17 protein-coding genes, 3 tRNA genes and 1 pseudogene are annotated in these 23,039 nt (G+C 40.2%); 11 read left to right on the top strand and 10 right to left on the bottom strand.

Annotated elements, in window-relative coordinates; translation table 11 throughout:
* Positions 1 to 26: 26 nt before the first annotated feature.
* Positions 27 to 1,142: a glycosyltransferase family 2 protein gene (locus tag IEU85_RS05725; protein ID WP_188355265.1), complete on the bottom strand. Its 1,116-nt coding sequence runs from the start codon at positions 1,140 to 1,142 to the stop codon at positions 27 to 29.
* Between the two features lie 173 nt (positions 1,143 to 1,315).
* On the opposite strand from IEU85_RS05725, the gene IEU85_RS05720 reads away from it, so the two are divergent.
* The gene (locus IEU85_RS05720; RefSeq protein WP_188355264.1) at positions 1,316 to 2,560 is read left to right on the top strand and encodes a nucleotide sugar dehydrogenase; all 1,245 of its coding nucleotides are present in this window, start codon (positions 1,316 to 1,318) and stop codon (positions 2,558 to 2,560) included.
* Between the two features lie 12 nt (positions 2,561 to 2,572).
* Positions 2,573 to 3,754 carry a glycosyltransferase gene (locus tag IEU85_RS05715; RefSeq protein ID WP_188355263.1) on the top strand — a complete coding sequence of 394 codons (1,182 nt, stop codon included), beginning with the start codon at positions 2,573 to 2,575 and terminating at the stop codon, positions 3,752 to 3,754.
* Between the two features lie 498 nt (positions 3,755 to 4,252).
* On the opposite strand, the gene IEU85_RS05710 is transcribed toward IEU85_RS05715, so the two are convergent.
* Together IEU85_RS05710 and IEU85_RS05705 are read right to left on the bottom strand one after the other, a co-directional pair.
* Positions 4,253 to 4,328 (bottom strand) — tRNA-Phe (locus IEU85_RS05710).
* Between the two features lie 45 nt (positions 4,329 to 4,373).
* Positions 4,374 to 4,447, bottom strand: a tRNA-Asp gene (locus IEU85_RS05705).
* 399 nt (positions 4,448 to 4,846) lie between these two features.
* Between IEU85_RS05705 and galE the strand changes: the two genes are divergently transcribed.
* The 4 genes from galE (at position 4,847) to IEU85_RS05685 (ending at position 8,820) form a co-directional block, all read left to right on the top strand.
* On the top strand, positions 4,847 to 5,857 hold the full coding sequence (galE, locus tag IEU85_RS05700; protein ID WP_188355262.1) for a UDP-glucose 4-epimerase GalE: 1,011 nt from the start codon (positions 4,847 to 4,849) through the stop codon (positions 5,855 to 5,857).
* 799 nt (positions 5,858 to 6,656) lie between these two features.
* Complete coding sequence (gene trmB / locus IEU85_RS05695; RefSeq protein ID WP_371866652.1) at positions 6,657 to 7,466, top strand: tRNA (guanine(46)-N(7))-methyltransferase TrmB; 810 nt, start codon at positions 6,657 to 6,659, stop codon at positions 7,464 to 7,466.
* 97 nt (positions 7,467 to 7,563) lie between these two features.
* Positions 7,564 to 7,635: transfer RNA gene (locus IEU85_RS05690), tRNA-Glu, on the top strand.
* 570 nt (positions 7,636 to 8,205) lie between these two features.
* On the top strand, positions 8,206 to 8,820 hold the full coding sequence (locus IEU85_RS05685) for a hypothetical protein (RefSeq protein WP_188355261.1): 615 nt from the start codon (positions 8,206 to 8,208) through the stop codon (positions 8,818 to 8,820).
* Positions 8,821 to 8,866: 46 nt separating this feature from the next.
* Here the strand turns inward: IEU85_RS05685 and IEU85_RS05680 are convergent, their stop codons facing one another.
* From IEU85_RS05680 to IEU85_RS05665, 4 genes are all read right to left on the bottom strand, one after another.
* A complete protein-coding gene (locus tag IEU85_RS05680) occupies positions 8,867 to 9,949 on the bottom strand; it encodes a hypothetical protein (protein ID WP_188355260.1) in 1,083 nt (360 codons plus the stop codon).
* Between the two features lie 161 nt (positions 9,950 to 10,110).
* A complete protein-coding gene (locus tag IEU85_RS05675; RefSeq protein ID WP_188355259.1) occupies positions 10,111 to 11,361 on the bottom strand; it encodes a hypothetical protein in 1,251 nt (416 codons plus the stop codon).
* 85 nt (positions 11,362 to 11,446) lie between these two features.
* Entirely contained in the window at positions 11,447 to 12,016 is a 570-nt protein-coding gene (locus tag IEU85_RS05670) for a DUF4411 family protein (RefSeq protein WP_229714802.1), read from the bottom strand.
* The gene (locus tag IEU85_RS05665) at positions 12,016 to 13,221 is read right to left on the bottom strand and encodes an ImmA/IrrE family metallo-endopeptidase (RefSeq protein WP_188355257.1); all 1,206 of its coding nucleotides are present in this window, start codon (positions 13,219 to 13,221) and stop codon (positions 12,016 to 12,018) included. The genes IEU85_RS05670 and IEU85_RS05665 overlap by 1 nt, the downstream gene beginning before the upstream one ends.
* Positions 13,222 to 13,398: 177 nt before the next feature.
* On the opposite strand from IEU85_RS05665, the gene IEU85_RS05660 reads away from it, so the two are divergent.
* The 3 genes from IEU85_RS05660 (at position 13,399) to IEU85_RS08700 (ending at position 15,231) form a co-directional block, all read left to right on the top strand.
* The gene (locus IEU85_RS05660) at positions 13,399 to 13,830 is read left to right on the top strand and encodes an AAA family ATPase (RefSeq protein WP_188355358.1); all 432 of its coding nucleotides are present in this window, start codon (positions 13,399 to 13,401) and stop codon (positions 13,828 to 13,830) included.
* Between the two features lie 181 nt (positions 13,831 to 14,011).
* Positions 14,012 to 14,443 (top strand): McrC family protein, encoded by a 432-nt coding sequence (locus IEU85_RS08705; protein WP_229714781.1) that lies wholly within the window; start codon positions 14,012 to 14,014, stop codon positions 14,441 to 14,443.
* Positions 14,401 to 15,231, top strand: coding sequence for a 5-methylcytosine restriction system specificity protein McrC (locus IEU85_RS08700; protein WP_229714780.1), 831 nt, complete (start codon positions 14,401 to 14,403; stop codon positions 15,229 to 15,231). Before IEU85_RS08705 ends, IEU85_RS08700 begins: the two co-directional genes overlap by 43 nt.
* A 561-nt stretch (positions 15,232 to 15,792) precedes the next feature.
* Here IEU85_RS08700 and IEU85_RS05650 read toward each other — a convergent pair.
* The gene (locus IEU85_RS05650) at positions 15,793 to 16,650 is read right to left on the bottom strand and encodes a hypothetical protein (protein WP_188355256.1); all 858 of its coding nucleotides are present in this window, start codon (positions 16,648 to 16,650) and stop codon (positions 15,793 to 15,795) included.
* Positions 16,651 to 17,188: 538 nt separating this feature from the next.
* Here IEU85_RS05650 and IEU85_RS05645 point away from each other — a divergent pair.
* Positions 17,189 to 18,046 carry a TIR domain-containing protein gene (locus IEU85_RS05645; protein WP_188355255.1) on the top strand — a complete coding sequence of 286 codons (858 nt, stop codon included), beginning with the start codon at positions 17,189 to 17,191 and terminating at the stop codon, positions 18,044 to 18,046.
* A 298-nt stretch (positions 18,047 to 18,344) separates the two neighbouring features.
* On the opposite strand, the gene IEU85_RS05640 is transcribed toward IEU85_RS05645, so the two are convergent.
* Positions 18,345 to 20,558, bottom strand: a complete 2,214-nt coding sequence (locus tag IEU85_RS05640) for an AAA family ATPase (RefSeq protein ID WP_188355254.1) — start codon at positions 20,556 to 20,558, stop codon at positions 18,345 to 18,347.
* Between the two features lie 582 nt (positions 20,559 to 21,140).
* Between IEU85_RS05640 and IEU85_RS08695 the strand changes: the two are divergent.
* Positions 21,141 to 21,614, top strand: a pseudogene (locus IEU85_RS08695) (transposase); the annotation flags it as partial.
* A 250-nt stretch (positions 21,615 to 21,864) separates the two neighbouring features.
* On the opposite strand, the gene IEU85_RS05635 reads toward IEU85_RS08695, so the two are convergent.
* Positions 21,865 to 22,800 (bottom strand): hypothetical protein, encoded by a 936-nt coding sequence (locus IEU85_RS05635; protein WP_188355253.1) that lies wholly within the window; start codon positions 22,798 to 22,800, stop codon positions 21,865 to 21,867.
* Between the last annotated feature and the right edge of the window lie 239 nt (positions 22,801 to 23,039).

Below are 23,039 nucleotides of genomic sequence, written 5' to 3'. Positions count from 1 at the left end.
ATCTAAGTTGTGAATAGTAGCAAACGTTATTGCTTTAAGATTGTCAACGCGCCCTTGAAATATTGTGCATAGCTTGCTGCAAAAATTAAAGGAATATACTTCGTGCGCAATATTGCTATTTGGATAGTCTGGCTTATGGTTTGAGGTTGTGCATGAGTAAGTAAAATCTTCCACTTTGCAGTTCGTAATATTGATTTCATACACTGTAGTTGTGTATTCCAAGGAACTCGACGAACACTCTGCTCTCGAAAAAGTCGATATATTGCAACGCATGAGCTAGCAGCATATTCGCTGGAAAACTCTGGATTCCAAGAAGATAAATACTGGAATGCCTGATAATAAATATAGAAACGCTCCTGAATAAATTGATTGTCATATCGTGCGCAGATACCATTGCTTCGTGGAGTATAATAGTAGGTGCTTTCAGCAATGTATGAAGCACGCTGCAGGCGGGTGTATGCATGCAGGGTAAAAATGGTATCAGTACCAGTTTGAACTTCGTGAGGAAACTCAGGTTGAAAAGCTCTAATAAAGTCTGTACGAAACAGCTTCCCCCAAACCGCCGCTGTGCTGAATTTGCTTTTTATATGTTTCCAAGCTGCGCGAAATTCATCATTCGAATTAAATGGTGTATAGGTTAACTGCTTTGTTGGCTGCGGTGCTTCGATATAAAACCGCTGGATAGCATCGTTAACCGGTGCGGTTTTAGTACTCGCAAACACCACATCGTCATAATGCTGTTCAGCAGCAAATACCATATGCTCGATAAGCGTGAGATCCCACTGGTCATCAGGATCTACAAAGCATATATACTCACCTTCCACATGCTGCATACCAAGATTTCTAGCAAGAGCAACGCCCTGATTTTCTGTATGAAATACGCTAATACGTGGGTCTTGTTTCGCGTATTGGTCAAGAATTGTAGCGCTCGCATCAGTAGAACCGTCATCAATGCACAAGATTTGCAAGTTGGTGTATGTTTGGTTTACTAAGCAGTTAAGAGCAGTTGGCAGGTATGGGGCAACGTTATATACCGGCATAATTACCGATACTAATGGGGAGCTGCTTGCAGTGCCGTCTGTTGATGATTCGCTGCCGAGGCTTGTGGTACTCATCTTATTGGTACTTGGCAAATCGGTCATGAGCGGCACTTTCTACTCAGGTAATCTTCGTTAAATATAGCATGTTCATATGTGAAATGTAGCCCAAGGTATTACACAATGAGTAATATTATGGAGAGTACGCAAGGTGGCTCTGTTGTAACTACACAAGGTATTTACGCCTCGTGAATGATGGCCTTACAGTAAGGATTGCTATGCGTGTTGCTGTTGCTGGTATGGGGTATGTGGGGTTGTCGTTGGCGGTGTTGTTGGCGCAGCGTCATGAGGTGGTGGCGCTGGATGTGGTGCCTGAGAAGGTTGCGTGCTTGAATAGGGGTACATCGCCGATTGTAGATAGTGAGATTTCGCGGTTTTTGGATGAGTGTGCTCGTGGTGAGCGTGTGCTTGATTTGCGGGCTACCCTGGATGCTGCTGAGGCTTATACGGATGCTGAGTTAGTGATTATTGCCACGCCTACAAATTATGATGAGCATACGCAGTATTTTGATACGTCGAGTGTTGAGGATGCGATTCGTGCGGTTCGTGCGGTGAATCGTGAGGCGTGGATTGTAGTGAAGTCGACGATTCCTGTGGGGTACACCGTGCAGGTGCGTGAGCGGTTTGGTGATAAGAGGATTCTGTTTTCACCGGAATTCCTTCGCGAAGGCAAAGCTTTATATGATAATTTGCATCCTTCTCGTATTGTGGTGGGTGTTGATTTGAGTGATGCTGCGTGTGTGGCGTTTGGGCATCAGTTTGTGTCAATGTTGCAGGAGGCGGTTGAACATGGAGTTGATAGTAAGCCTGTGCCTGAGTTGATTGTTGGGTTTACTGAGGCTGAGGCGATTAAGTTGTTTGCGAATACGTATTTGGCGTTGCGTGTGGCGTATTTTAATGAGTTGGATACGTATGCGAAAGCCCGTGGGCTTGATACGCGGCAGATTATTGAGGGTGTGGGGTTAGATCCGCGTATCGGGGCACATTATAATAATCCGAGTTTTGGGTATGGCGGGTATTGTTTGCCGAAAGACAGTAAGCAGTTGTTGGCGAATTATGATCGGGTGCCGCAGAATTTGATTGGCGCTGTGGTGAGTGCGAATGCGACGCGTAAGGATTTTATTGCTGATGATGTACTTCGTGAAGTGGATCGGTTGCGTAGTGAACGCGGTGTTGAGGATCCAGTGGTTGGGGTGTATCGGTTGACGATAAAGCCTGGTTCGGATAATTTTCGTCAGTCGGCTATCCAAGGTGTGATGCAACGGATTAAAACTCACGGCGTGCGTATGGTGGTGTTTGAGCCGGTATTGGATACTGCTGAGTTTTTGGGTGTTCCGGTGATTCGTGATTTTGATGAGTTCGCAGCACAGTCTGATATTATTCTTGCAAACCGCTGGAATGAGTGTCTTTCTCCATATGCTGATAAAATCTACACCAGAGACCTCTCGCACAATGAACAATAACGTTTGAATATCATGAGTAGTCAGTGTAAGTCAGCTAGTATGAACGTACTGTTTGCTACAGGCACCCTGAGCCTTGGTGGATTACAGCGTGTGACAAGCATTCTTGCTGATGGATTAGAACAGTACAGTGATGGGCATGTGCAGACAGCGCTTTATATTATTGACAATGCGTATAGCAAGCATTATGAAGTGCATACTCGGGTGGTTGCTCAGGAAACTTCGCCGTGGCATGTGTTTGTCAGAAAAGCGCACTCTGGACTGCATCGAATATTCCCTAATATGGCACATGGAATAAGTTATGAGGTGGCAGCTCTTGTCAAGCGCGAGCATATTGATGTTGTTGTCGTGAATCCAGAGCTGTATCGCACGCTTCCAGGAATAAAGAAATTATGCCCTCAGACGCGCGTAATAATGTGGACGCATAACGGGTATGAAACGTATACGCAGCGGTATTATGCCTCAGAAAAACAGCAGATGGTGTTGCAACGTGCGGCTCATGCCGCAGACGATATTATTTGTGTAAATAGTGCTTCGGCGCGTGGCTGGCAAGAGCAGTTTGAGCGTGAAGCAAGCACTCATATGCCGCGCATTCACACTATGCATAACCCAATTACCATGGATACGCTTGGGCTGCAGTCGGGCTTAACGCAGCCTGTTATTGCTATGAGCTGCCGGCTGGTGATTGAGGCTAAAGGACTTGACTACGTGGTACAGCTCGCGCAGCGCTTGCCGGATCCTTGGCATATCCGTATTGCAGGGGATGGGCCGGATCGAAGTAGGTTTGAGCAGATGATTGCTGAGGCTGGTATGCAGCACAAAATCGAGCTTGTTGGGGCATTGCATGATGACGCGCTACGCGAGCATTATGCTACTGCAAGTGTGTTGCTGCTGCTGAGCCGGTGGGAAGGGTTCCCGCTGGTTGCTGGAGAGGCGATGGCGTTCGGACTTCCTGTAGTAGGATTTGATATTCCAGCACTCCGCGATGTTGCTGATGATTGCGGCGGTACAAGGAATTGTGATGCTGCTGGTGGCTGTGGTGGTGCAGGGAATTGCAGTGGGGCAGGTGATTGCGGTGCTGTGCGCATGGCACGGCTTGGCGATGTAGAAGACTTGTATCGCGTACTGCAACCACTATTGGAATCTATTGAAGAGCGTCGAGCTCAATCCGAGCGATCCTTGAAACGTGCTTCATAGCTTACCTTACCGAAGATTGTTCAACAGTGGGAAACTATGCTGAACAAACGCAGTTAAGCATGTGAGCAGAATGAGTAACTGATTATTGGAGTACTTCATATTAGAAGCGCCATTGTGAGTAAAACGCGCTTGCTTTGTCATAAGTACTATTTGTGTACCATTGTACACGAATGTACACTATTGTCCGCGAATGTGTACGGTTGGCTATTTCTATCTGCTGTTGACTACGAATGTGCAAATAACAGAATGTAAGATGTGGACTAGTTACTGGTCTGGGATATGCAGAAATATGGGTTGGGATGTATATGTGGGACTAGTTGCATTGTGTGCCAGGCTTGTTGTGGGTCAGTTGTTGGTTTCCAGGTACGAAAATGTATTAACGTGACCGGTTACTAGTTCATAGTATGCAAAGTGGTGTATGCGCGCGTAGTTATCCTAAATCACAAGAGCCTCTAAGTGGTGGAGAACGCAAAAACCCTCAGGCGAACCTGAGGGTGATGGTGGCTCCGAGCGGCATCGATCCGCTGACCTAACGATTTTCAGTCGTTCGCTCTACCAACTGAGCTACAGAGCCAAAGTGAATAGTTAAAAAAACCCGGACGAACCGGGTTGCTATCCGCGACTCCGACCGGACTTGAACCGGCGACCTCCGCCGTGACAGGGCGGCGCTCTAACCAACTGAGCTACGGAGCCGTTGCTTTGGTTCTTAGTGAACCGCAACGAGTTATTACTATACCGTAAAGTTTGTATCTGGCAAATTATTGACGGTTTTCGGCGTGTTGCGCTATTTTGCAATGTTTGCTGTAGAGAATATCAAGGACTGAAGGCGACTATAATCGCTCTTCTGGGATAGAACGGAAGATGTGTGTATGAGATAGCTGTGAGTTTTGAAATCAAATTATGTAAATGAGTAACAATGATGTATACTCAATAGTGACAAAATATTACACAAAATAGCAAAACTTAACAAAGCTTGATAGAATCTGAACGTAGACACGCGTAGATGCTTGAAAACTACACATGCGGTAGCTGATATGTGCATGTAGTTACTGTGTGTAGAGTAAAACCGTTCAAACTGTTTTGGGAGGAACTATGACTGTTCTCGTCACGGGTGGATGTGGCTATATTGGAGCCCATGTTGTTCATGCATTGCATGAAGCAGGTCAGCGTGTGGTAGTCGTGGATGATTTGAGCTACGGTAAGCCAACGCGAATTGGAGATTCACGACTGTATGGCATGGATGTAGCGGCTCCTGGAGCTGGAGAGCGTCTTGCACAAATTATGCGTGATGAGGACGTGGACTCGGTAATTCACTTTGCAGCGCGTAAGCAGGTTGGCGAGTCTGTAGAAAAGCCACTTTGGTACTACCAGCAAAATATTAACGGCATGCTGAACGTACTTACTGGTATGAGCCAGTCAAATGCTAAGAAGCTCGTATTTTCCTCCTCTGCAGCAACATATGGCGTGCCACCTGTCGATGTAGTGCCAGAAGATGTGGTGCCAATGCTGCCAATTAACCCATATGGGCAGACCAAGTTGTTTGGCGAGTGGATGGCTCGTGCTTGTGAAGAAGCGCACGGTATTCGTTTCTGCGGTTTGCGTTACTTCAATGTGGCAGGTTGTGGTCCTGTAGAGCTTGAGGATCCAGCTATTTTGAACCTGATTCCAATGTTGTTTGACCGCTTGAAGAAGGGTAAGGCGCCAGCCATTTTTGGCGACGATTACCCAACTGATGACGGCACCTGCGTGCGCGACTATATTCATGTCTCTGATTTGGCAGATGCACACGTTGCAGCATTGTCATATTTGGATCGTGATGAGCGCAAGTACGATGTATTTAATGTGGGTACTGGTGAAGGTACTTCTGTGCGTCAGATTGTTGACGAAGTGAAAAGGGTCACCGGTTTGCCATTTACTGAGGCTGTAATGGCTCGTCGCGCAGGTGACCCTCCTCATCTGATTGGCTCTCCAAAGCGTATTAATGAGGAAATGGGCTGGCATGCACGCTATAACGTGGAAGATATTGTGAAGTCCGCATGGCAGGCATGGCAGGCAAATCCTGAACATCATATTGATGTGGAGACTTGGAAGCAAGTTGACTAAGTAGATAACATATTGAGGTGCAGTCCCATTTGTTGTGGCTGCACCTCGTTTATATGTTTGATATTGGGGAACGGGTTTTGTGTATTCTGCTTGTTCTGCGTGTTTTATATGTTTTGTGTGTTCTGCGTCCAAACTGCTTGTATATGAATAGCGGTTATTTGGAAATATCGTTTTTGTGGCTCAAATGAATCTGTTTGAATAGTTATTATTGCTAAATAGCGGTTTTTAAGTATTATCTCCTGCATTTCTGTACTCGTTTTAATAGTTGTTATTGCAAAGTAGCCACTTTGTGGAGCATGCACCTTACATTCTGTATGGTTTGGAACATCTGATATTACGAAGTAGCTGCTTCTTGTACAGCTTGAAACATCTGATATTGCGAAGTAGCGGTTTTTTCGTGGTTGTTAGTGCAGAGTGTATGGTTTGGAACATCAGATATTTCAAAGTAGCGGCTTTTTGGGGTAGGGGAACTTATTGGCGCTCTGCGGTATCAGGTAATCTAAGCTGTAGGTAGCGTAAATGTGCGCTTGCAGACGAATTCATGAATGATATTTGTGATATTGCGAGAAAGTATGAGAGTGCGATCGGGCAGAAAGATGAAGAAATGAGTGGGCGCATGGGTGGTAAAGAGAATATGAATGAATATGGTGTCAATGAGGAAAGTGTTGAGCAGACTGCTGAGCGAGTTGAGGAGCGAGGAGAGTTGAAGAGGCAAGCAGAGTTGAGAGAGCAAGAAAAGCAGAGAGCGCAAGAAGAGCAAAACCAAGAACGAGAGGTGCAGAAACATTTTCGCCCTCTCATGTCATTTGTGCGCAGAACTTCGCGCTTAGATAAGCGTTTACAGCATGCTTGGGATGCGTATGCTGACCAGTATTTGCTTGATATTCAGGGTGAGCACGAGCTTTCGGTGGCTACTGATGTGCGCATTGATAAGGCGTGGTTGCGCCAGCAGTTTGGTAATGACAATCCAGTGATTGTGGAGATTGGTTCTGGGCAGGGTGAAAATGTGGTTGCTGCGGCTGCAGCAAATCCTTATGTGAACTTTATTGCGGTCGAAGTGTATCAACCAGGTGTGGCACATACGATGCTTTTGGCTGGCAAACAGGGGCTGAATAACGTGAAAGTTGCACAGGTTAATGCTCCTGAACTGTTTGAGCATATGGCTGATGGGATAGTAAGCGAAGTATGGACGTATTTCCCTGATCCGTGGCCTAAGATGCGTCATCATAAGCGACGTTTAGTGCAGGATAGTTTGGCACAGCAAGTACATCGCGTGCTTGCTCAGACGCTTGCTGAACATGGTGAACGTGTAGATAGTGTAGATGCTGCAGATGCTGGGGTCTGGCGCATTGCGACGGATATTGACGACTATGCGTTGCATGTGCATGAAGTAATGGATGTGCGCCAAGATTTCATGAACGAGGGTAGTGTGCAAGTGAGTTTGCCAACTGAGCATGTTGGTAAGGGGAACGCAGAGGATGCGGCGCAGTTGCCACATGCTGATTTTCTCGAATCTGAACGTTTTGCTGGGCGTGTGCTGACGAATTTCGAGAAGAAAGGGTTGCAGGCTGGGCGAACTATCCATGATTTTACCTATCGTGCGGTGTGAATTTGTAATTAGGAATCCAGATTTTTCAACAAGACACGCCGAAGAGCTAGCCAGCTTGCCAAGATGCGCTTGACCGTGTATCTTTAATCGAGTTGTCGCCCCCGTCGTCTAACGGTTAGGACATCAGACTTTCAATCTGACAACGAGAGTTCGACTCTCTCCGGGGGTACGAGTTAATCCAGTGCTAATGCACTGGATTTTTTGCTATGTGGGATCATGCTATTGCGATGCGACCTCACTGAATAGCTTGTGCGCGAATCAGACGGCATTTCCTATCTTAAGTGGCTAATATGCAAGCTTTTTGGTAGTCTGAGAACTGTCAGATGCGGCTTTGGTGCTATTCGCTGTGTTTGGGGGAATGGATCTGGTTGTTTCTGTGAAAAGTTATGGCAAGCGGTTTTCTAGGCACTTGCCGAGAGTGCATTTTTACATGTACTTTGTCGCTATGAAGCATAGCGTGAATTGAAATGTTTTTGTATGTGATTAAGTTTTTGCTGGATAGTTCGCTATCCAGCTTTTTTATTAGACGTCAACTAATAATCTAATACTAAAACGAACTTGACAATTGTTAGCGAAATATACTAACATTACGAGCAATAAGAATCGTGGCTATACGAGTGAATGTTCAAAGGCGAATAGTTGTAGGAAGGTCTGGTCATAGTAGGGAAATCAGTTGTTTAAGATTGTTCATAAGGGCGATTTGGAGAGAAATTAGTAATTCTAGAGGGGAGAAGTTGAGATGGAGCTGGATATTGAAATACTGAACCTTATTATTCAGGCAACAATAAGTCTATTTACTCTTGGCACGTTGATCTCTGCTCTATGGAGCAATGCGCAAAATAAAAAGCAGTTTGATATTGAGTTGCAACGTGTAAAAGATCAAGAACTACGTAGTCAAGCAGAGCAAATTGCAGTTTGGTTTGAGGAAGATGCTGCTTTTGATGGTATTAAGCATGCAGATCAGTACAGCATTCCACGGGGATTTATTGTTAGTAATAATAGCGGTTTACCAATTTATAATGTGATTATTTCTGAAGTTGGGTTAGTGGGTGCTGGTCCGCCAATTTATGGCGAAATGAGGGGAAATTTTAAGGGAGAGTATTATTCGAGACGTACTTTGTTTGCAACGTTGCCACCGGGGCTATGGGGACAAGTTATAGGTACTGATGGCGGTGGTATGCATGTGCGTACCTCACTTGAGATTACTTTTACTGATGCGAGAGGTAATAATTGGATTCGAAGGGGCAATGGTCAGCTAGATAGGGTTTTACAGGATACGCTCGTGTTGTATAACATTCCTCTTCCTGCAGAATATGCTGAACCAATCAGGCCTAAACAGTTTCACGGAAAATAATGGGTTTATTAATGTCTGGATTCCATGCTTACTTACCGACGTATGCTTACTCATCAGCGTGTATTCCGATATTAATATGATCTCCATATTCAAGTAGTATGCTTGTAATTGCAAATATAGTGTTGCTGTACTCGTTAGACTGATTATAGTGATATGCGATTGCTTTTATCTCGTTTTCGCTTTGTTTTCCTGCAGTCGCCTTGAGTATTTGTGCTGCACGAATGATGCTTTGTGAATCTGTTAGCGGGGTGCAGGACATAACTTGCGCAATTCCAACAGTCATTTGCTGAGAAGTTAATCGTACTAAAATATTTTCAAGCTTCCGAATTAGAACGGGTCTATTCAAGTTTTCAAAAATGAGTATTGCTTGAAAGATATATGGGTTGACATAATATTTTTCGCACATCTCGCTAATAAGTGGTCCAAATTTTGTATCAATATAGCGTTTGCTTTTCAGGATACGTTGCACAAACCGTTCTTGTTCGATAGGAGGAAGAATGTGTGTTTGCTTATTAGAATCAGAAGATTTTATTGCAACTGTCTGTATATAAAACCGAACAATTAATGCGCCTAATAGAATTCCCCATAAGCCGTCAACAGTGCCCGTAAAGCTAGGAGCAAAGTCTGAAAAATCTACAATCGATGAAATATAGGCAATCAGTAGAGCAAGAAGAGGGAATAGGACAGTAAGTCCAAGGCGGTAGAGTTTTCTTGAAAAAGAGTATTCGTGAATACAGGCAATAAGTTGTGTAGGAAAATAGTAGAGGAATGCAGTGCAGGGCAAAGTCCAGAAGATTACTGCAGTAGAGGTAGACTCTCTTGAGAGTATAGCCGCTTGAAGGAAGAAAATAAGAGCAGGTGGGAAAATTGCGTATGAGAAAAAGCGTGTTACTCGTTTCGGCTCCCAAAAATGCGAAGATACCTCAACAAGTGTCATGTAGGTATTAAATCCATATTGTAAAGATGAGGAATTTTCCTTTTCGAGAAGCCGATAAATTCCCCATATTGAGATTACGCCAGTGACACAAATCCAAAATGGCAAATAGGTAATAAGTACTTGTTTGAGTGATATTTTTACCGCGACAATTGTGGTGATAGCTAGGTATGAGGACTGAGTGATGAGATCCATATTTGGAAGATTTCTTCCTATCTATTCTGATGATTTTGGCTTTATATTTTTGAATGAGCTTGACTTCGAATCCATTGTACTAGAGTATGCGTGGCATAGGCTATTTGGTATCCATGGCGTATAAATTGCTTGATGGTGAGTAAGCAATACATACAGGGGGATTATTGCAAATATTTGGCAATGTTGTATAGGAAAGAGTTGAGATCCTTAATCTGTTGTTCTACAGGAACACTCTGCAATTTTATATAAGCTCGTTGGGTTTGTTTCATTAATAACTTTTGATACTTGTCATTTTTGACGTACCTTGCTATCAGTAGCGTAATATAATCCTCTAGGATTTTGCAATGAATATTAAGGTTTGAATTATTATTGGCTGTTTCACGATAGTGTATTTGATTCATTCGCTGAGCGTGCGCGATACTATCAAAATACAGGAGTATATTAATTCGAGTCTCTAATAAAAACATTCCAGTATTGGGCACACTTGCTCCAAATACTTTTTCTGCAAATAAATTATCGAGTGAGAGTGCGCTATCAACTAATGGATCATGGTTAATGTGCTGTATTGTTTGAAGATTAATTTGACTGCTATGAATTGTTCGTATCAATGTTAATATTGATTTTTCTACATGTCTATATTGAGTAAGGGGAATAGCAATAATCGCCCCAAGAATTACAAGAACTGCTGTATTGACAATTCTCATGGTAAGTATGTTTTCGTTTACCTGTGTATATATTGCTAAAAGGAAGAGAACTATTGAAAGGAACGCAGGATTAATTACCTTAAAAAATACGAAGAATCTTTTACTGGTTACTCCTATGGTTAGTGGATTTATAGAAAGAATTTTGTTAAAGATGATAGAACCAATGCCTAAAAGTAGAACCATGAAAACTATAGATATTGGATCAAGTACTCTTTCATTTAAGATTGCGTACATTATGATATATAACGCAAAAAATTGAAAAACTAAAATTCGGGAAAATTGTAGTATGACAACTACGATTTTATTTATTATTTTCAGTATAATAGCTTCAGCTGTGTTCTCTGGGGCATCGCTGTAAAGCAAAGCGATCAGGGGAAGCAGTACGAGTATTACAAGCAAATCTAGGGAAAGACAAAAAACAGAAATAACGCTCAAAATAGGTACTGCTAAGATTAGCACTGCGGTAGTGAGTGTGAGTAGTGCATAAAATACTCTATGCGCCGTGGGTGGAATTTTAGAGATTATTGGATGTGCGTTCTTTGCAATTTTATATTTTTCAGAATCATAGCTATCTGCCCAAGTCAGTGCTGCTGCTGTTGTAAAGAAGTGATACCACTTGGGATGCTCTATCTCAGTTTTATGTAGTGTCGCAATAGGAGAATTTAATATAGCTTTTGCAGCTTCTTTTTCATAAGATCGTAGCATCATTATTTTCCGTTTAAGGGTGGATGGGGGTATCAGATATACTTATTCTAATCATGAATTACTGAAAAGAATATTCGTCAAGCTGTTTTTAGAATTGCTGAGTTTTTCGCATGAATTCGAATAAAGTAACGCAGTGGATGCCATAATGCTGTGCAACTGTTGGAATCTTAAGATGCTTCCATGGCTGATCTTGCTCATTTTGTTTTTGCTCAAATGTAATCAACTCTGCATGAGAGGTCATTGCGGAGGCGATAAGCCAAGGATCAGCAATATCTCTATCGGTCCTAACCCAGTCGTGCCAAGCGGAATTTTGGTAACCAGATTCACTCGAACGTATGAAACTTAATACTTTTCTGTAATTGTTAATGATAGCTGGGCGTTGAGTCGGGTGAATAACGCAGTTTTGTATGCTTTCCAACCAATTATGTAACTCTGCTGAGTGGGTATTTATTGCCTCGTCATAAACTTGATTAATTATTCCGACGGTGCTGCTTTCAATGAGTTCTTTCAGTGTCTTCCAGAATGTTTCTGACATTGAAAATGCTGGATTGTAATAGTCTTTATTTGGCGTAATTAAACAGTTTGTATCAATGTAATATTTAGGCTCTAACAGTGGCGGTTGCTCAACTACAACGCCGTAAACGTTTGTAGAATCCATCACAAGCCCTCCACTAGGTTAGAAAAAGTTTTATCAGTGGTATGTGTAAGTCGATATGCATCAACATAAGATGTACGACCTTCTTGCACACTGGCGACTATGTGAGAGAAAAGTCTACTGTCGAAACGGCTGTGGAAGGTTCTATAGTAATCTCCACCAGAAGCATGATGATGCTTATCGTCAAAATTCGCTAATTGCTCGTTTGCTTCTTTTTGAATCTCGTCGAACTGGGATTGTGTAATTTTCTTATGAGAGAGGGCACGCAAAGCTATAGCAGAATAAGAAAGTGGAAATACCTTTTGCAAACTTCGAATAATGCTATCTAAATCTGGTTTTTCCATATCTTTCAATCGTGCGTTGTTAGTGATTTGCAGAGCTTGCTCATTCCAGATATTATCGAATTCTTTGTCAGGCATGAGAATTTCCGAGGCGACATTATTGCAAAGTGCCTCTAACGAGTTATGCGCAAAATCACTGTTTGAGGCATTATAGAGCTCAGATTTACCTAACAAGATATGTGCAAATTCGTGTACTAAAGAGAATAATCGTGCTGTTTCGGGTCCGTCGTTTCGATTGATAAAGATGAGAGGGGCGTAGTCATCTATGAGCGAGAAGGCACGAAACTCATTTGGGTCGAGTTTTCTTCTAGTATTACTGCCAACGATTCCACTCACCATGACAATCACTCCAGTATGTTGAATTCTGTCACGCAAATATTTGAACGCAGCATTCGGAGTGCTGACTGCTGGGGTGCTGTACCATTGCGTGTCGATATTTAATATTTCTCGAATCGAGGCATCAATACGAGATGCCGATGCGGAAGAATTTTCGCTACCTACAAATGCCAATTTATCGTTACCTTGGTCGATTTGATCCTGACGAGCCCAATCTTGCAGAGTCTGCATTTCATAAACAAGATCTACCAAATTACGAGAAGGCTTTTGAGATACATCCTTGTTTTTTATAGTACGATGTGCAAAAAGTTCAGGAGTGTCATCAACTGGGCTATCGAAAAAGAAATATGCGTAAGGAATTTGTAGTTTCTTACTGAGTGCGACGATGTCGTCAAATGTGAATTTCGGATTTGGGTGTTGCGCAATATCGAGTTTTGCTAGATGTATATCATCCAAAGCAGTTGTGTTGCCAATATTGCTGATCCATTGCAAAACTTGAGGAGAAACAGATACTTCTACAGATGTAGACATTGCTCCTCCTCTCGCGGCTCAATAAAAAGTAATGAATAATACGGTGATTGATAATTCTATCACTTATGTATCAGATTGTTTAACGAAATATGAATTGGATGTTTTTGTGTGACAAAAGTGTGAGGGATAGTGGCAATAAGAAGGTTATAGAATAATTCTTCTAAACAATATGTTTTTATTATAGATGAAATTAATCGTGGTGAAATCTCCAAAATTTTTGGCGAATTATTCTTTGCTATTGATCCTGAGTATAGGGGCGAAAAGGGGTCGGTCACCACTCAATATTCAAATATGTCTGATAATGGTGAGGAAGAACGTTTTTATGTTCCCCCGAATGTTTATATTATCGGCACAATGAATGATATTGATCGGTCTGTCGATACATTTGATTTTGCTATGCGCAGGAGATTTAGATTTATTGAACTTAAGGCAAATGATTGTCAGGAAGAGATATTTAAGAAACTAAGTGATAGTACAGCTAATGAAGCTAAACAGCGAATGAAGAATTTGAATGACGCAATTTCTACGATAGACGGTTTAGATGATTCTTATCACATTGGTGGAGCGTATTTCTGCAAATTGGGAGCACTTCATGCGGATGAGCTTTGAGAAGACTATTTAGAGCCGTTGCTTCGCGAATATGTACAAGGAACTGATGATGGAATGGATAATTTGACTATTCTTAAGGCAGCATATGATAAAGAAGTGGTTGAATGAGATCAAGAATGATGCATCGATTTAGATTTAGAGTTTTGTGAAAAGAGTTAGCGATGGGCACTGGAGTACGTGTATGAGAACATACAGAATTTCAGACAATACTTCTGTTGATAAATCGGCTCTTTCTGAGATAAGTGTGCTTGTCAAACGGATTGTTAATAAGGATTTAAGCAAACTTGAACAGGAAGGTATTTTTATCTTTCCAGAAATTCCTAAAGAATCCGAGGATCTTGATAATAATCGAGTAGTATTGCGCGAGATAGTCCATAGTGGGAAAGATGTTTTTAAGACATATAATATTATGGGATTTCTTGGCTATGCTGATGAATGGCTGATTATTACTTCTCGATTTTCAGATATGGGAGAAGACCAACAAGCTGATAATTTCTTGCAATATATGCTCAAGAAAGTATTTGATTTACCAAACAGTGTAAATCTTTTTCCAGTGGCAATAAGAATGAGATGCTCTTTGAACTCAGTTTATTCCTTTTTCCTTATTACTTGAAGCAAGCTTTACGAAAAGGGGGTTTTAAACGATACCAGCATCGCATGTATAACGATGGAAATATCAGAGGACCCATCGAGATTGCCAATCATATCAAGCGAAATACGGTGTATACTGGGAAAATTGCATATAGTCGGAGAGAATTATCCTATGATAATGAACTGACAGAATTGATACGTCATACTGTCGAGTATGTAAAAGGTAGGCCGAAGATTTGTAATATTCTCAACCGTGTGCAACCTGAGGTCAAACATATTGTTGAAGTAACAAAGGCGTATAACTTTTATGATAGGAACAAAATTATTCGAGAAAACGTTGTGCACCCTGTCACACATGCATATTATCAAGAATATGTTCAGTTGCAACAATTGTGTTTATCAATATTACGGCATACCAAGCACCAATTTGGAACTGGAAATGATCAGCTTATAGGAATCCTTTTTGATGGCGCATGGCTTTGGGAAGAATATTTGAATAAACTATTGAGTCCGTATTTTCATCATCCAAAAAATAAATCAAAAGAGGGTAAGCAGCATTTGTTTGTACATACTGCCAAAGGTAAAGACTCGGAAGTGGGTGAAGTTTATCCAGATTTTATTAGTAGAGCTAGGAGCATTCAAGGCGAGAAAAACGTTGATGGGAAAGATATTAGAAGTCTTAACCATGTAGTTGCAGATGCTAAGTATAAGCCAGTTGATCATATTTATGGTCGTGATTACCAGCAGGTATTAGCATATATATCGTTTCGAAGCAAAGACTGGTTTGTATATATACCCTCAAAAGAGTGAAGAGTCAGTTCTAGGACAGAGAATAGTATTGGACCGTTTATATGTATGTAGAGGAAATACTTATGAACGCAATAATACGATTATGCCTCGGAGTGATACCCAGGTTGTAAAGCTTGGCTTAGTAATACCGAGTGACGGGCAAAACTACGCTAAGTTTGTAGTTCAAATGCAGTGTAATGAGCGTGAATTAGTGCAAAGAATCCTAGAGTTTTGCTGATGATTGAGGGTATGTATATTTTTTGAAGAGTTGAAGAATCCTTTGATGAAAGAGTCTTGCTGTATCAGGGTGGGAGAGGTGAGTGTTTCTCTTTTTAAATTTGATTTTGCTTGCGGAACAATTATGTGTCTTTATTAAGTAGACATTAATAGATATCTAGAATGTTCACGTGTGAGACAAACTGTTGTAACTTGCATTAAAATCAGAATTGCACTAAGCTTTTACTCTTAGTGCAATTTGCTTTTTTTAAAATTATACATATAATAGAAGTACATTGCCTTTCCATTTTGAAAGTCAGCTCCACGCTGTGTTACCCCTTAGGTAACTAGGAATGTGAAGGGCAATCATTCGTTCCAGAGCGGTTTTTCCCAAGACTCAAATCCAACGGCGGTTGCCGATAGAAGATTCCTTCTAGTATAGTAGTTCTTATTTTTATCATATTTAGTGCTGTCATATAAATCGAGCACGAGACTAATTTTTGACTTGAGCATCTCAAAATATTCATCTTCTCCACGTTCATAGACGCGCTGAACGGTCCAAAGGCAGTAGTCTGTAATAGAGAGAAGCAATTCGTGATCAAAGGGCTGCACATTAAATCTAATTTGATTATCTAAGACACGGGGAATCTTACCTCGCACGCTACGTTTTTGTGCAATTCGAACAGCCTGTTCCAAGTTTGTATTGGAAGTGCTACTTCCTCGACCTGCAATATCCAAAATTAGTGGATCAATTTTATCTTTATCCTTGATAAGATGTGACATTACATCCGCATACAATGTTTGATTGTTCCTGTGGTGTTTATTGACATAGATATCTGGAATTTTTCTTGCGACAACAATTTGTGCGGAGAAATTTATTTCGGACATCAGATATTCTATATACCTAAGCCGTAAGTCGTTTGGATCCTTACTGGCATGCGGATAGAACCCGTTGTTTCCACGTTCCGTTCTTTTCCTGACGCTTTCATACTTTTGGAAAGCTGGGTTACGGTCAATTCGAGAACAGAAATCCATGACTTTTCTTCGAGCATCATGCAAGTCTTCTTTTACATGCACCATTCCGATCATGAAGCAACGTGATACACCATTATCGCCAATGACAGATATCTCTCGACCATGTTTCTTTGTAAAAAATGTCATGTCACCGGCTTCATCGATAAATCGATGATGATCTTGTATGCGGTCCTCAGCTTGCTTCTTCATACTGAGATTATATAACAACCGTATCAGAGTAACGACGAAATGCTTTGTTATATAAGCGGGTGCTTGCCAACTATGACATTGTAACTAGCAAATTTTATGAGACTAAAATTTCTTGAACATCAAACGTAAAAACCAGAAATACTATAAACGGTGTGTAAATAGTTGTATGCTTAGAAAGTCAGAATCGGGTAGTTCTCAAAGGAGAGATATAAATGTCATATGTGCATCATTTCAGTGTTGCGGAGAAACAGACTCTACTAAGGTTCTTCGTACAGGGTGGGTATGTACTTGATTTTTCGGATTCTGATTTTGATAGATTCTTTTCGGGGGTGCTTGGAAGGACAATTAGGGTCAAAGATCTTTCGAAAGGTAAGTCCTTAGAACACTCTATTTACTCATCTTCTGATGAGGAGATTTCATTTGCGGTAAAAGAGCTGCTCAATTACTACAAATGTAATTTTTTGATGATGAATCTGTAGACAAGCAAAAACAATTCATTAGATGCGAGAATATCCTGAGTGATACTGGTGCTTTTCGAGTGAATCAACAATTCTATAACCTTATAATAAGGGCAGATGAACAGTCCCCATTCCCCGTAGAGAGAATCTTTGATGGACAAGTTGAAATTGATGAATCGCTTAAAAATAGTAACGGTGAAATTGATTGGAATTATATAGTTAGTCTTCCTACCATTACAACTCGTGAATTTATAAATGTTAAGAATGCGATGGCACAGATAGGGTATATTTCTTCAAAGTATGATAATAAATTACGATTTGTAGTCACAACGTTTCCTGCAGATTTGATTGTTAACTTTTGTGATGGTCCTGAGCTATCTTTTGGTTTAGGTGGTCGTACCCGTTGGAAGATATTAAAAGGTGATCCTTATCGAAAACTGGGAGAGCTCAATACTCCAAAAAGCTCGGCAGATAGAACAGATATTCCTCAGTTCTCAGATATGAAAATTAATCAATCACAAATTGCATTGATGATGCCATTCCGAGAAGGACTTCCGACGCCTATGAAGGATCCAGTATATGAGCATATTCATGGGGCAGCTGTAGATCAAGGTTTTGAGTGTAGAAGAGTTGATGAGATATGTACTCCAGGCAGCATCTTACAAGATATATACGATCTTATTGAAAGTTCGGCAATTATTATTGCTGACTTAACAGGAGCTAATCCAAATGTATACTATGAAGTTGGATTAGCCCATGCCAGAGGGAAGGATGTTATTCTTATATCGTCTGATAGGGGTTCATACCCGTTTGATATTAGTATGCAAAGAATAATTAGATATTACTCGGATGATGAAGGATCTCTGAAAAATCTAAGTGAGAATATTTCAAAATCTATTGTCTCAATACGAGAACGAAAAGTGCCCGGGAAGTTTTGAATTATCTCGTAAAATTTTTGCATAAAGAAGAAATCCTATACCAGATATCATTACGATTCTAGCTTATAGGAATTGTGATGATAGCAAACTACTTCAAGCAGTAGATATTTTCAGGTATATAGGCATCAAAGAACCTCCAATTTTTCGCCCAGGGATTTCTTGCTGCCTATACACCCGTAAGCCCGAGATGAAAGAGTGCTGAGATCCATAGTTATTAGAATTATAAATCCCCCGACATAGGACGTTTTTAAGTGTTGTAGTCGATGTTAATAGTGTCAATGAACTTTACCGGATGTAATCATTTTTTATCTTTCATCATCATTTCGTAATGAGCCTTATGACCCATTTCAGAAAATACTTTTTTAAATACTTCCTTATATCTATCTATTGAATCCTCGAAGCTGCTAGCATACAGATCATCAGGAATAGTGTGAGAACCATCATTGACCCAGCTTATTAGAGAACGACATGTCATTTTCTCTTCAATCGTCTGAAAATGTTCCAAGATATCATCATTTGATACCCCACCGATGACCTTAAAATAAATTTCTAATATTCTCCGCATGGTATTTTGTGTTGTGATAATAGAGGCATCTTCATTCTTCTTTAGCTCTTCCCACAGCAATTCATAAGATGTTTTGATCGGATTTGTTGTACCATATGCCCTGATAGTTGAGATGTTATTGTTTTTCCAAAGAATCCAATGATGTATATCATTACACTCGTCTGCTCTTCGGTCGATAAAAGCGATCTCTTTATAGAAAAATACGTTGTGGGTAAGAATAAAAATCTGTTCTACCTCAGATCCTCCCTCACGTACATCTTTTATTATATTCTTAACCAAGGAACTAACAAAGTATAGGACTGTGCTATCGAGGCTACTAATCGGATCATCTATTACTAAAATCCTACGATTGGAGACTTTCGAAGCATCGATAGACCCTTTTGCGAGCTGCAAAAAATATAAGAATGATATAAATGTGCCTTCGCCTTCGCTTAATGTACTAGATGCGAGAGTGCCATCTTGTCGTTGTATCTGATACGTATTTGTTTTTGCATCAGAAGGGACAATTCTGAAATTTGTAAAGCCGAAATTTTGTAATGAACGATTAATTTCATTGACAGTCGGTTGTATACTAGTTATCCCATTTTCAACATCAATTATATCTTTCTCAATCTTTTTTAGCTCTATTGCACAATTAGAAAGTTTGTTTTGTAAACTATCTATTGCCTTACTGGCTTGATCAATTTTACTCAAGTATCTATCAATCAGTGTTTTATTTTCGTGCAATACGAAATTCCAAATATCATTGATAAGTCTCTCTTTCTCTGCTTTATGGTTATCAACTATTTCATTATGTTTGTTAATATTGGAGTTTCCAACGCTAACTAATTCCAATAAAGAATTGATGATTTTAGATGTATCAGATAGTAAGGCGATTTTTCCGGGTTCTTTTTCTTTGGAACGGATTTCTACCAGGTTATTGCTAATCTGGTAGATTAGTGAATTAGTTAATTTTTCAAGTTCGTTTGTGTCAATCCCTGCGACTGGACAGGAGATGAGTTTCTCTTTAAGGGCAATAATTTGCTCCAATAAATTCTTGCTATAAGAATCGTACTGATCCGCAAAGCTCTTTATCTGGTTCACAGCTTGTTCGTATTCTCCGCTAAAATAGGCTTCTAGCTGTTGTTTTATTTCATCAGTTATGGTTGGCTGTTGGCAAAACGGGCAGGTTCTTTCTCTGATATGTGATCTTCCTTGGCTTACCCAGTTAGCTATATCTAGCTCTTCAATAAGCTTTCCAATTGGAATATCCTTGTTGCCTATAACCTTCTTTTTCCAAATATCTGAGTTTTCAATTTCAAAGAGTATTCTAGTAAGCGAATCTGATGAAAATGGAATGTTTGAGTATTTTTCTGGATTATTTACAAGCACAGCTTTTGCTCGAAGTACGAGTTTCTCTCTTGTCTCGCTAGATATATCTAGAGATTTATAGTGGCGAAGCACTTCATCTCGAAAACTATTCTTATTGTTTCGCAGCCCGCTAAAGGCACTTTGGAAGTCGCTTTCGTTGGATTTTAATATAACAAGCCAAGCAGTATCCTTAAATTCGTCTTCGTATCCCCGCTTTTCTTCTTTTTTCTCTTTAAGAGTATTAGCTAGCCTTTCGATCATATTATTTTTATCTGATCTTTTCTTTTTCAACTCGCCAAGTTCCCGAGTTTTTTCAATCGTGTCATGACCTAATGTAAAGACACCGGGAATATTTTCTACTAAGTTCTTTTCGCGGAAGTATCGGTTATATACAAGAATATCTGCTTCAGCACTGTTCTCATATTCTATTTCGCACTTACTATACTGAGAGCTACTCGGATTATGTAAGAAATTACTAATGGTAGTTTTTCCACTTCCATTTGGTCCATAAATAAAATTGACTTTTTTACAATCTTCAATAGAAACACCTTCTGGTGAATAAGTAGCACAGTCTCTGAGTCGAATTGTTTTAATCATGGTGAGCACCTCATAGTAAACTCCGTAATGCTACATATAAACATACACTTACCCCAGTATGATTCTCCTTTGACCGAAACTCATATTTTACTTATATTCCGTGTATATATTTCAAATAAAGTGCATTTTGTAAATCGTTTGAGGCTGCTTTTTGACAAGTGTAATGGGATTAATGATTAGGAATACTGATTGATGGGTAAGTTGATAAAGTGGCTATTGTGTACTAGCGCTCCGCACTTGGATGTGCATCTGTATATGTAATCATCAAATCACTGGATTTATAAGGTCAGTTGTAGGCCGAGTATGCGACACCACGATGCGCGGGGAACTATCTCTACAAGTGTTGGAACAGGCAATCGGGCAGACTGCAATAGAGATCTTAGTGGTTAGGTTTTCCGCTACAAAGGTTTTGCCCATGGCTGGTGTTGCATACCTGAGATTTTGCGAATGGTGTTTACAACCGGAGTTTGTGCCATTCGAAACATTTGCATTGTGTGTGGGGCTCTATTTGATAGGGAGTTTCACGTACAATGACTGTGATGTCAGTGAAGAAGCATATTGACGTATCGAAGGCTGTCGGGGTTAGCTAAGCTTATCAGTGAGTTGTCAATTTCGCTGTTGATGTCAATTTGTTTGATGTGTGGCCTGTTGTAGATGTCTATTAATACTGGATTGTAGGCTGAAATGGATGCTCATTTGGGTTATGAGCACTACGATTGCGTGCAGAAGACACAGTCTTATGATGGTACTAACTACCGTAATGGGTTTTATTCAAAGACGATGGATTCTATTATGTCCCGTTTACTGTTACGATGCTTCGTGATAGGGCGGGATTGTTTAACCCGCAGATGGTGCTTCAGGGTTCGCGTAGACTCAGTGATCTTGATGAATGGTTACTTCATTGTATGCCGGTAGGATAACGGTGCGTGATATTCAACATCACTTAGCGTCTACGCTAGGAGTACAAATGAGTTCGGATACTATTTGCATGATTACTGATGCAGTGTTGCAGGAGGTGATGATTTGGAAAATTGTCAGCTTGATCAGTTTATCCCGTGATGTTTTGACGCATTACGGGTGAAGAACTGCCCCCGAATTGAGTACCTAGTGGAAAATATTACGCTACAAGTCGAAGTAGTGAAGCCAAATGGTGCTCGAAGCTATCCAATAGCCAGAGGAGAAAATCGATGTCGTGCCATCGAAATTCATGCATAAGTACATGTAAAGTGGAATGAAAAAGCAGGAGCGAGGTGTGGTTTAAATACTCGGAAATATTTATTATTTATCTCCCTCCATTGTTACGAATCTATGCATTATTCTTTGATACCCAGTCCAATACTTCATAAGGCATGATAATTATCATGACGAAAAATACAGCTGCATCGATTATTATCAGTATTAATATCAACGCTGATAATATAGGTATTGTAGGATTGTGATATATGTAGATATAACTTAAAATAAAGAAAGTTGTGCTACAGGTGTATGTTAAAAAAGTTTCGAATTTTCGTTCGGCTTGTTTATGGAGAAGTACAGAAGATAATTTACCGGTAGATTTTTCTCTCAATATGTACAGTTTTTTATCCATATAGTTTGCGAAACAATATACCAGTATTACTAGTAATATCGTTGAAATTAGTATTTTTGTTGAATTTATATTTTCTTGCGCAGAGCTTGCACATCGTTGGGTAAAGTGTTCCTCTTTTTGGTCATGGTTTGTATCTCGTTGTATAAAAAAGATTGGTAAATATGCGAATGTAGAAATATATATAGCTGTAAGAGTTTGAAAAGAATAACTGAATATTGTCAGTACGAGAATTGTTGGGAATAAGAATATACCTATAATAGCAGTTTGGATGAGATCTTTTATTATCAAGTAAACTGCGAACAATAAAGCAACTCCAGTAAGTAAGCTGCTAATTATGATATAAGAATCACATCGATATGTTCTAGTGTAGGTTCTTTCTCCCTTTAATTGCGCAGCAAGAATATGTCGATACTCATCTTTGGCTAGGTATAGTTCTCTATCTAACTGTTCTTTATGGTCTATTCCTAAGCGTTTTGAGAAACTTTCATTGATCGTCTGAGTGTAATTGGTGCTGTTGAACTCATCTTCCGCTTGTTTAATTATGTTTTTTAAACGTATGCTTTTATCTCCATATTTTGCAAGTAAATATATAGCAAGAAGAACAAAAGAGCTAACTCCAAGTATATCACTTAGACTATTAACTAAATCAATCACGGATATATTGTAAACCAGTTTATTTGCACACCTGTATAGAGAGGAAGTGTATGCTTAATTCTATTAATAGTTAATTTGGTTGATGAGAAAAAGGCTGGAAATTTAGTTGCGATGGAATAGTTAGATAATTGAGGGTTTGGGCTAGTCGGTAACCTTGAGACAGGCATAGTTGCATGTTGGTTAATTTGAGAAATAAGTAGTTACTATGAGAAGAACTTATTGATAGTTTTGAAATGATT

The sequence above is a fragment of the Galliscardovia ingluviei genome (assembly GCF_014635685.1).
Classification (GTDB): domain Bacteria; phylum Actinomycetota; class Actinomycetes; order Actinomycetales; family Bifidobacteriaceae; genus Galliscardovia; species Galliscardovia ingluviei.
This window is presented reverse-complemented; position numbering and strand designations above follow the sequence as displayed.

Coding starts and splice junctions, on each gene's coding strand:
- galE (WP_188355262.1), top strand. CDS start 4,847: ATGACTGTTCTCGTCACGGGTGGATGTGGCTATATTGGAGCCCATGTT.
- IEU85_RS05650 (WP_188355256.1), bottom strand. CDS start 16,650: ATGAAGAAGCAAGCTGAGGACCGCATACAAGATCATCATCGATTTATC.
- IEU85_RS05640 (WP_188355254.1), bottom strand. CDS start 20,558: ATGATTAAAACAATTCGACTCAGAGACTGTGCTACTTATTCACCAGAA.
- IEU85_RS08705 (WP_229714781.1), top strand. CDS start 14,012: ATGAGAACATACAGAATTTCAGACAATACTTCTGTTGATAAATCGGCT.
- IEU85_RS05675 (WP_188355259.1), bottom strand. CDS start 11,361: ATGATGCTACGATCTTATGAAAAAGAAGCTGCAAAAGCTATATTAAAT.
- IEU85_RS08700 (WP_229714780.1), top strand. CDS start 14,401: ATGCTCTTTGAACTCAGTTTATTCCTTTTTCCTTATTACTTGAAGCAA.
- IEU85_RS05725 (WP_188355265.1), bottom strand. CDS start 1,142: ATGACCGATTTGCCAAGTACCAATAAGATGAGTACCACAAGCCTCGGC.
- IEU85_RS05670 (WP_229714802.1), bottom strand. CDS start 12,016: ATGGATTCTACAAACGTTTACGGCGTTGTAGTTGAGCAACCGCCACTG.
- IEU85_RS05685 (WP_188355261.1), top strand. CDS start 8,206: ATGGAGCTGGATATTGAAATACTGAACCTTATTATTCAGGCAACAATA.
- IEU85_RS05665 (WP_188355257.1), bottom strand. CDS start 13,221: ATGTCTACATCTGTAGAAGTATCTGTTTCTCCTCAAGTTTTGCAATGG.
- trmB (WP_371866652.1), top strand. CDS start 6,657: ATGTCATTTGTGCGCAGAACTTCGCGCTTAGATAAGCGTTTACAGCAT.
- IEU85_RS05720 (WP_188355264.1), top strand. CDS start 1,316: ATGCGTGTTGCTGTTGCTGGTATGGGGTATGTGGGGTTGTCGTTGGCG.
- IEU85_RS05680 (WP_188355260.1), bottom strand. CDS start 9,949: ATGGATCTCATCACTCAGTCCTCATACCTAGCTATCACCACAATTGTC.
- IEU85_RS05715 (WP_188355263.1), top strand. CDS start 2,573: ATGAGTAGTCAGTGTAAGTCAGCTAGTATGAACGTACTGTTTGCTACA.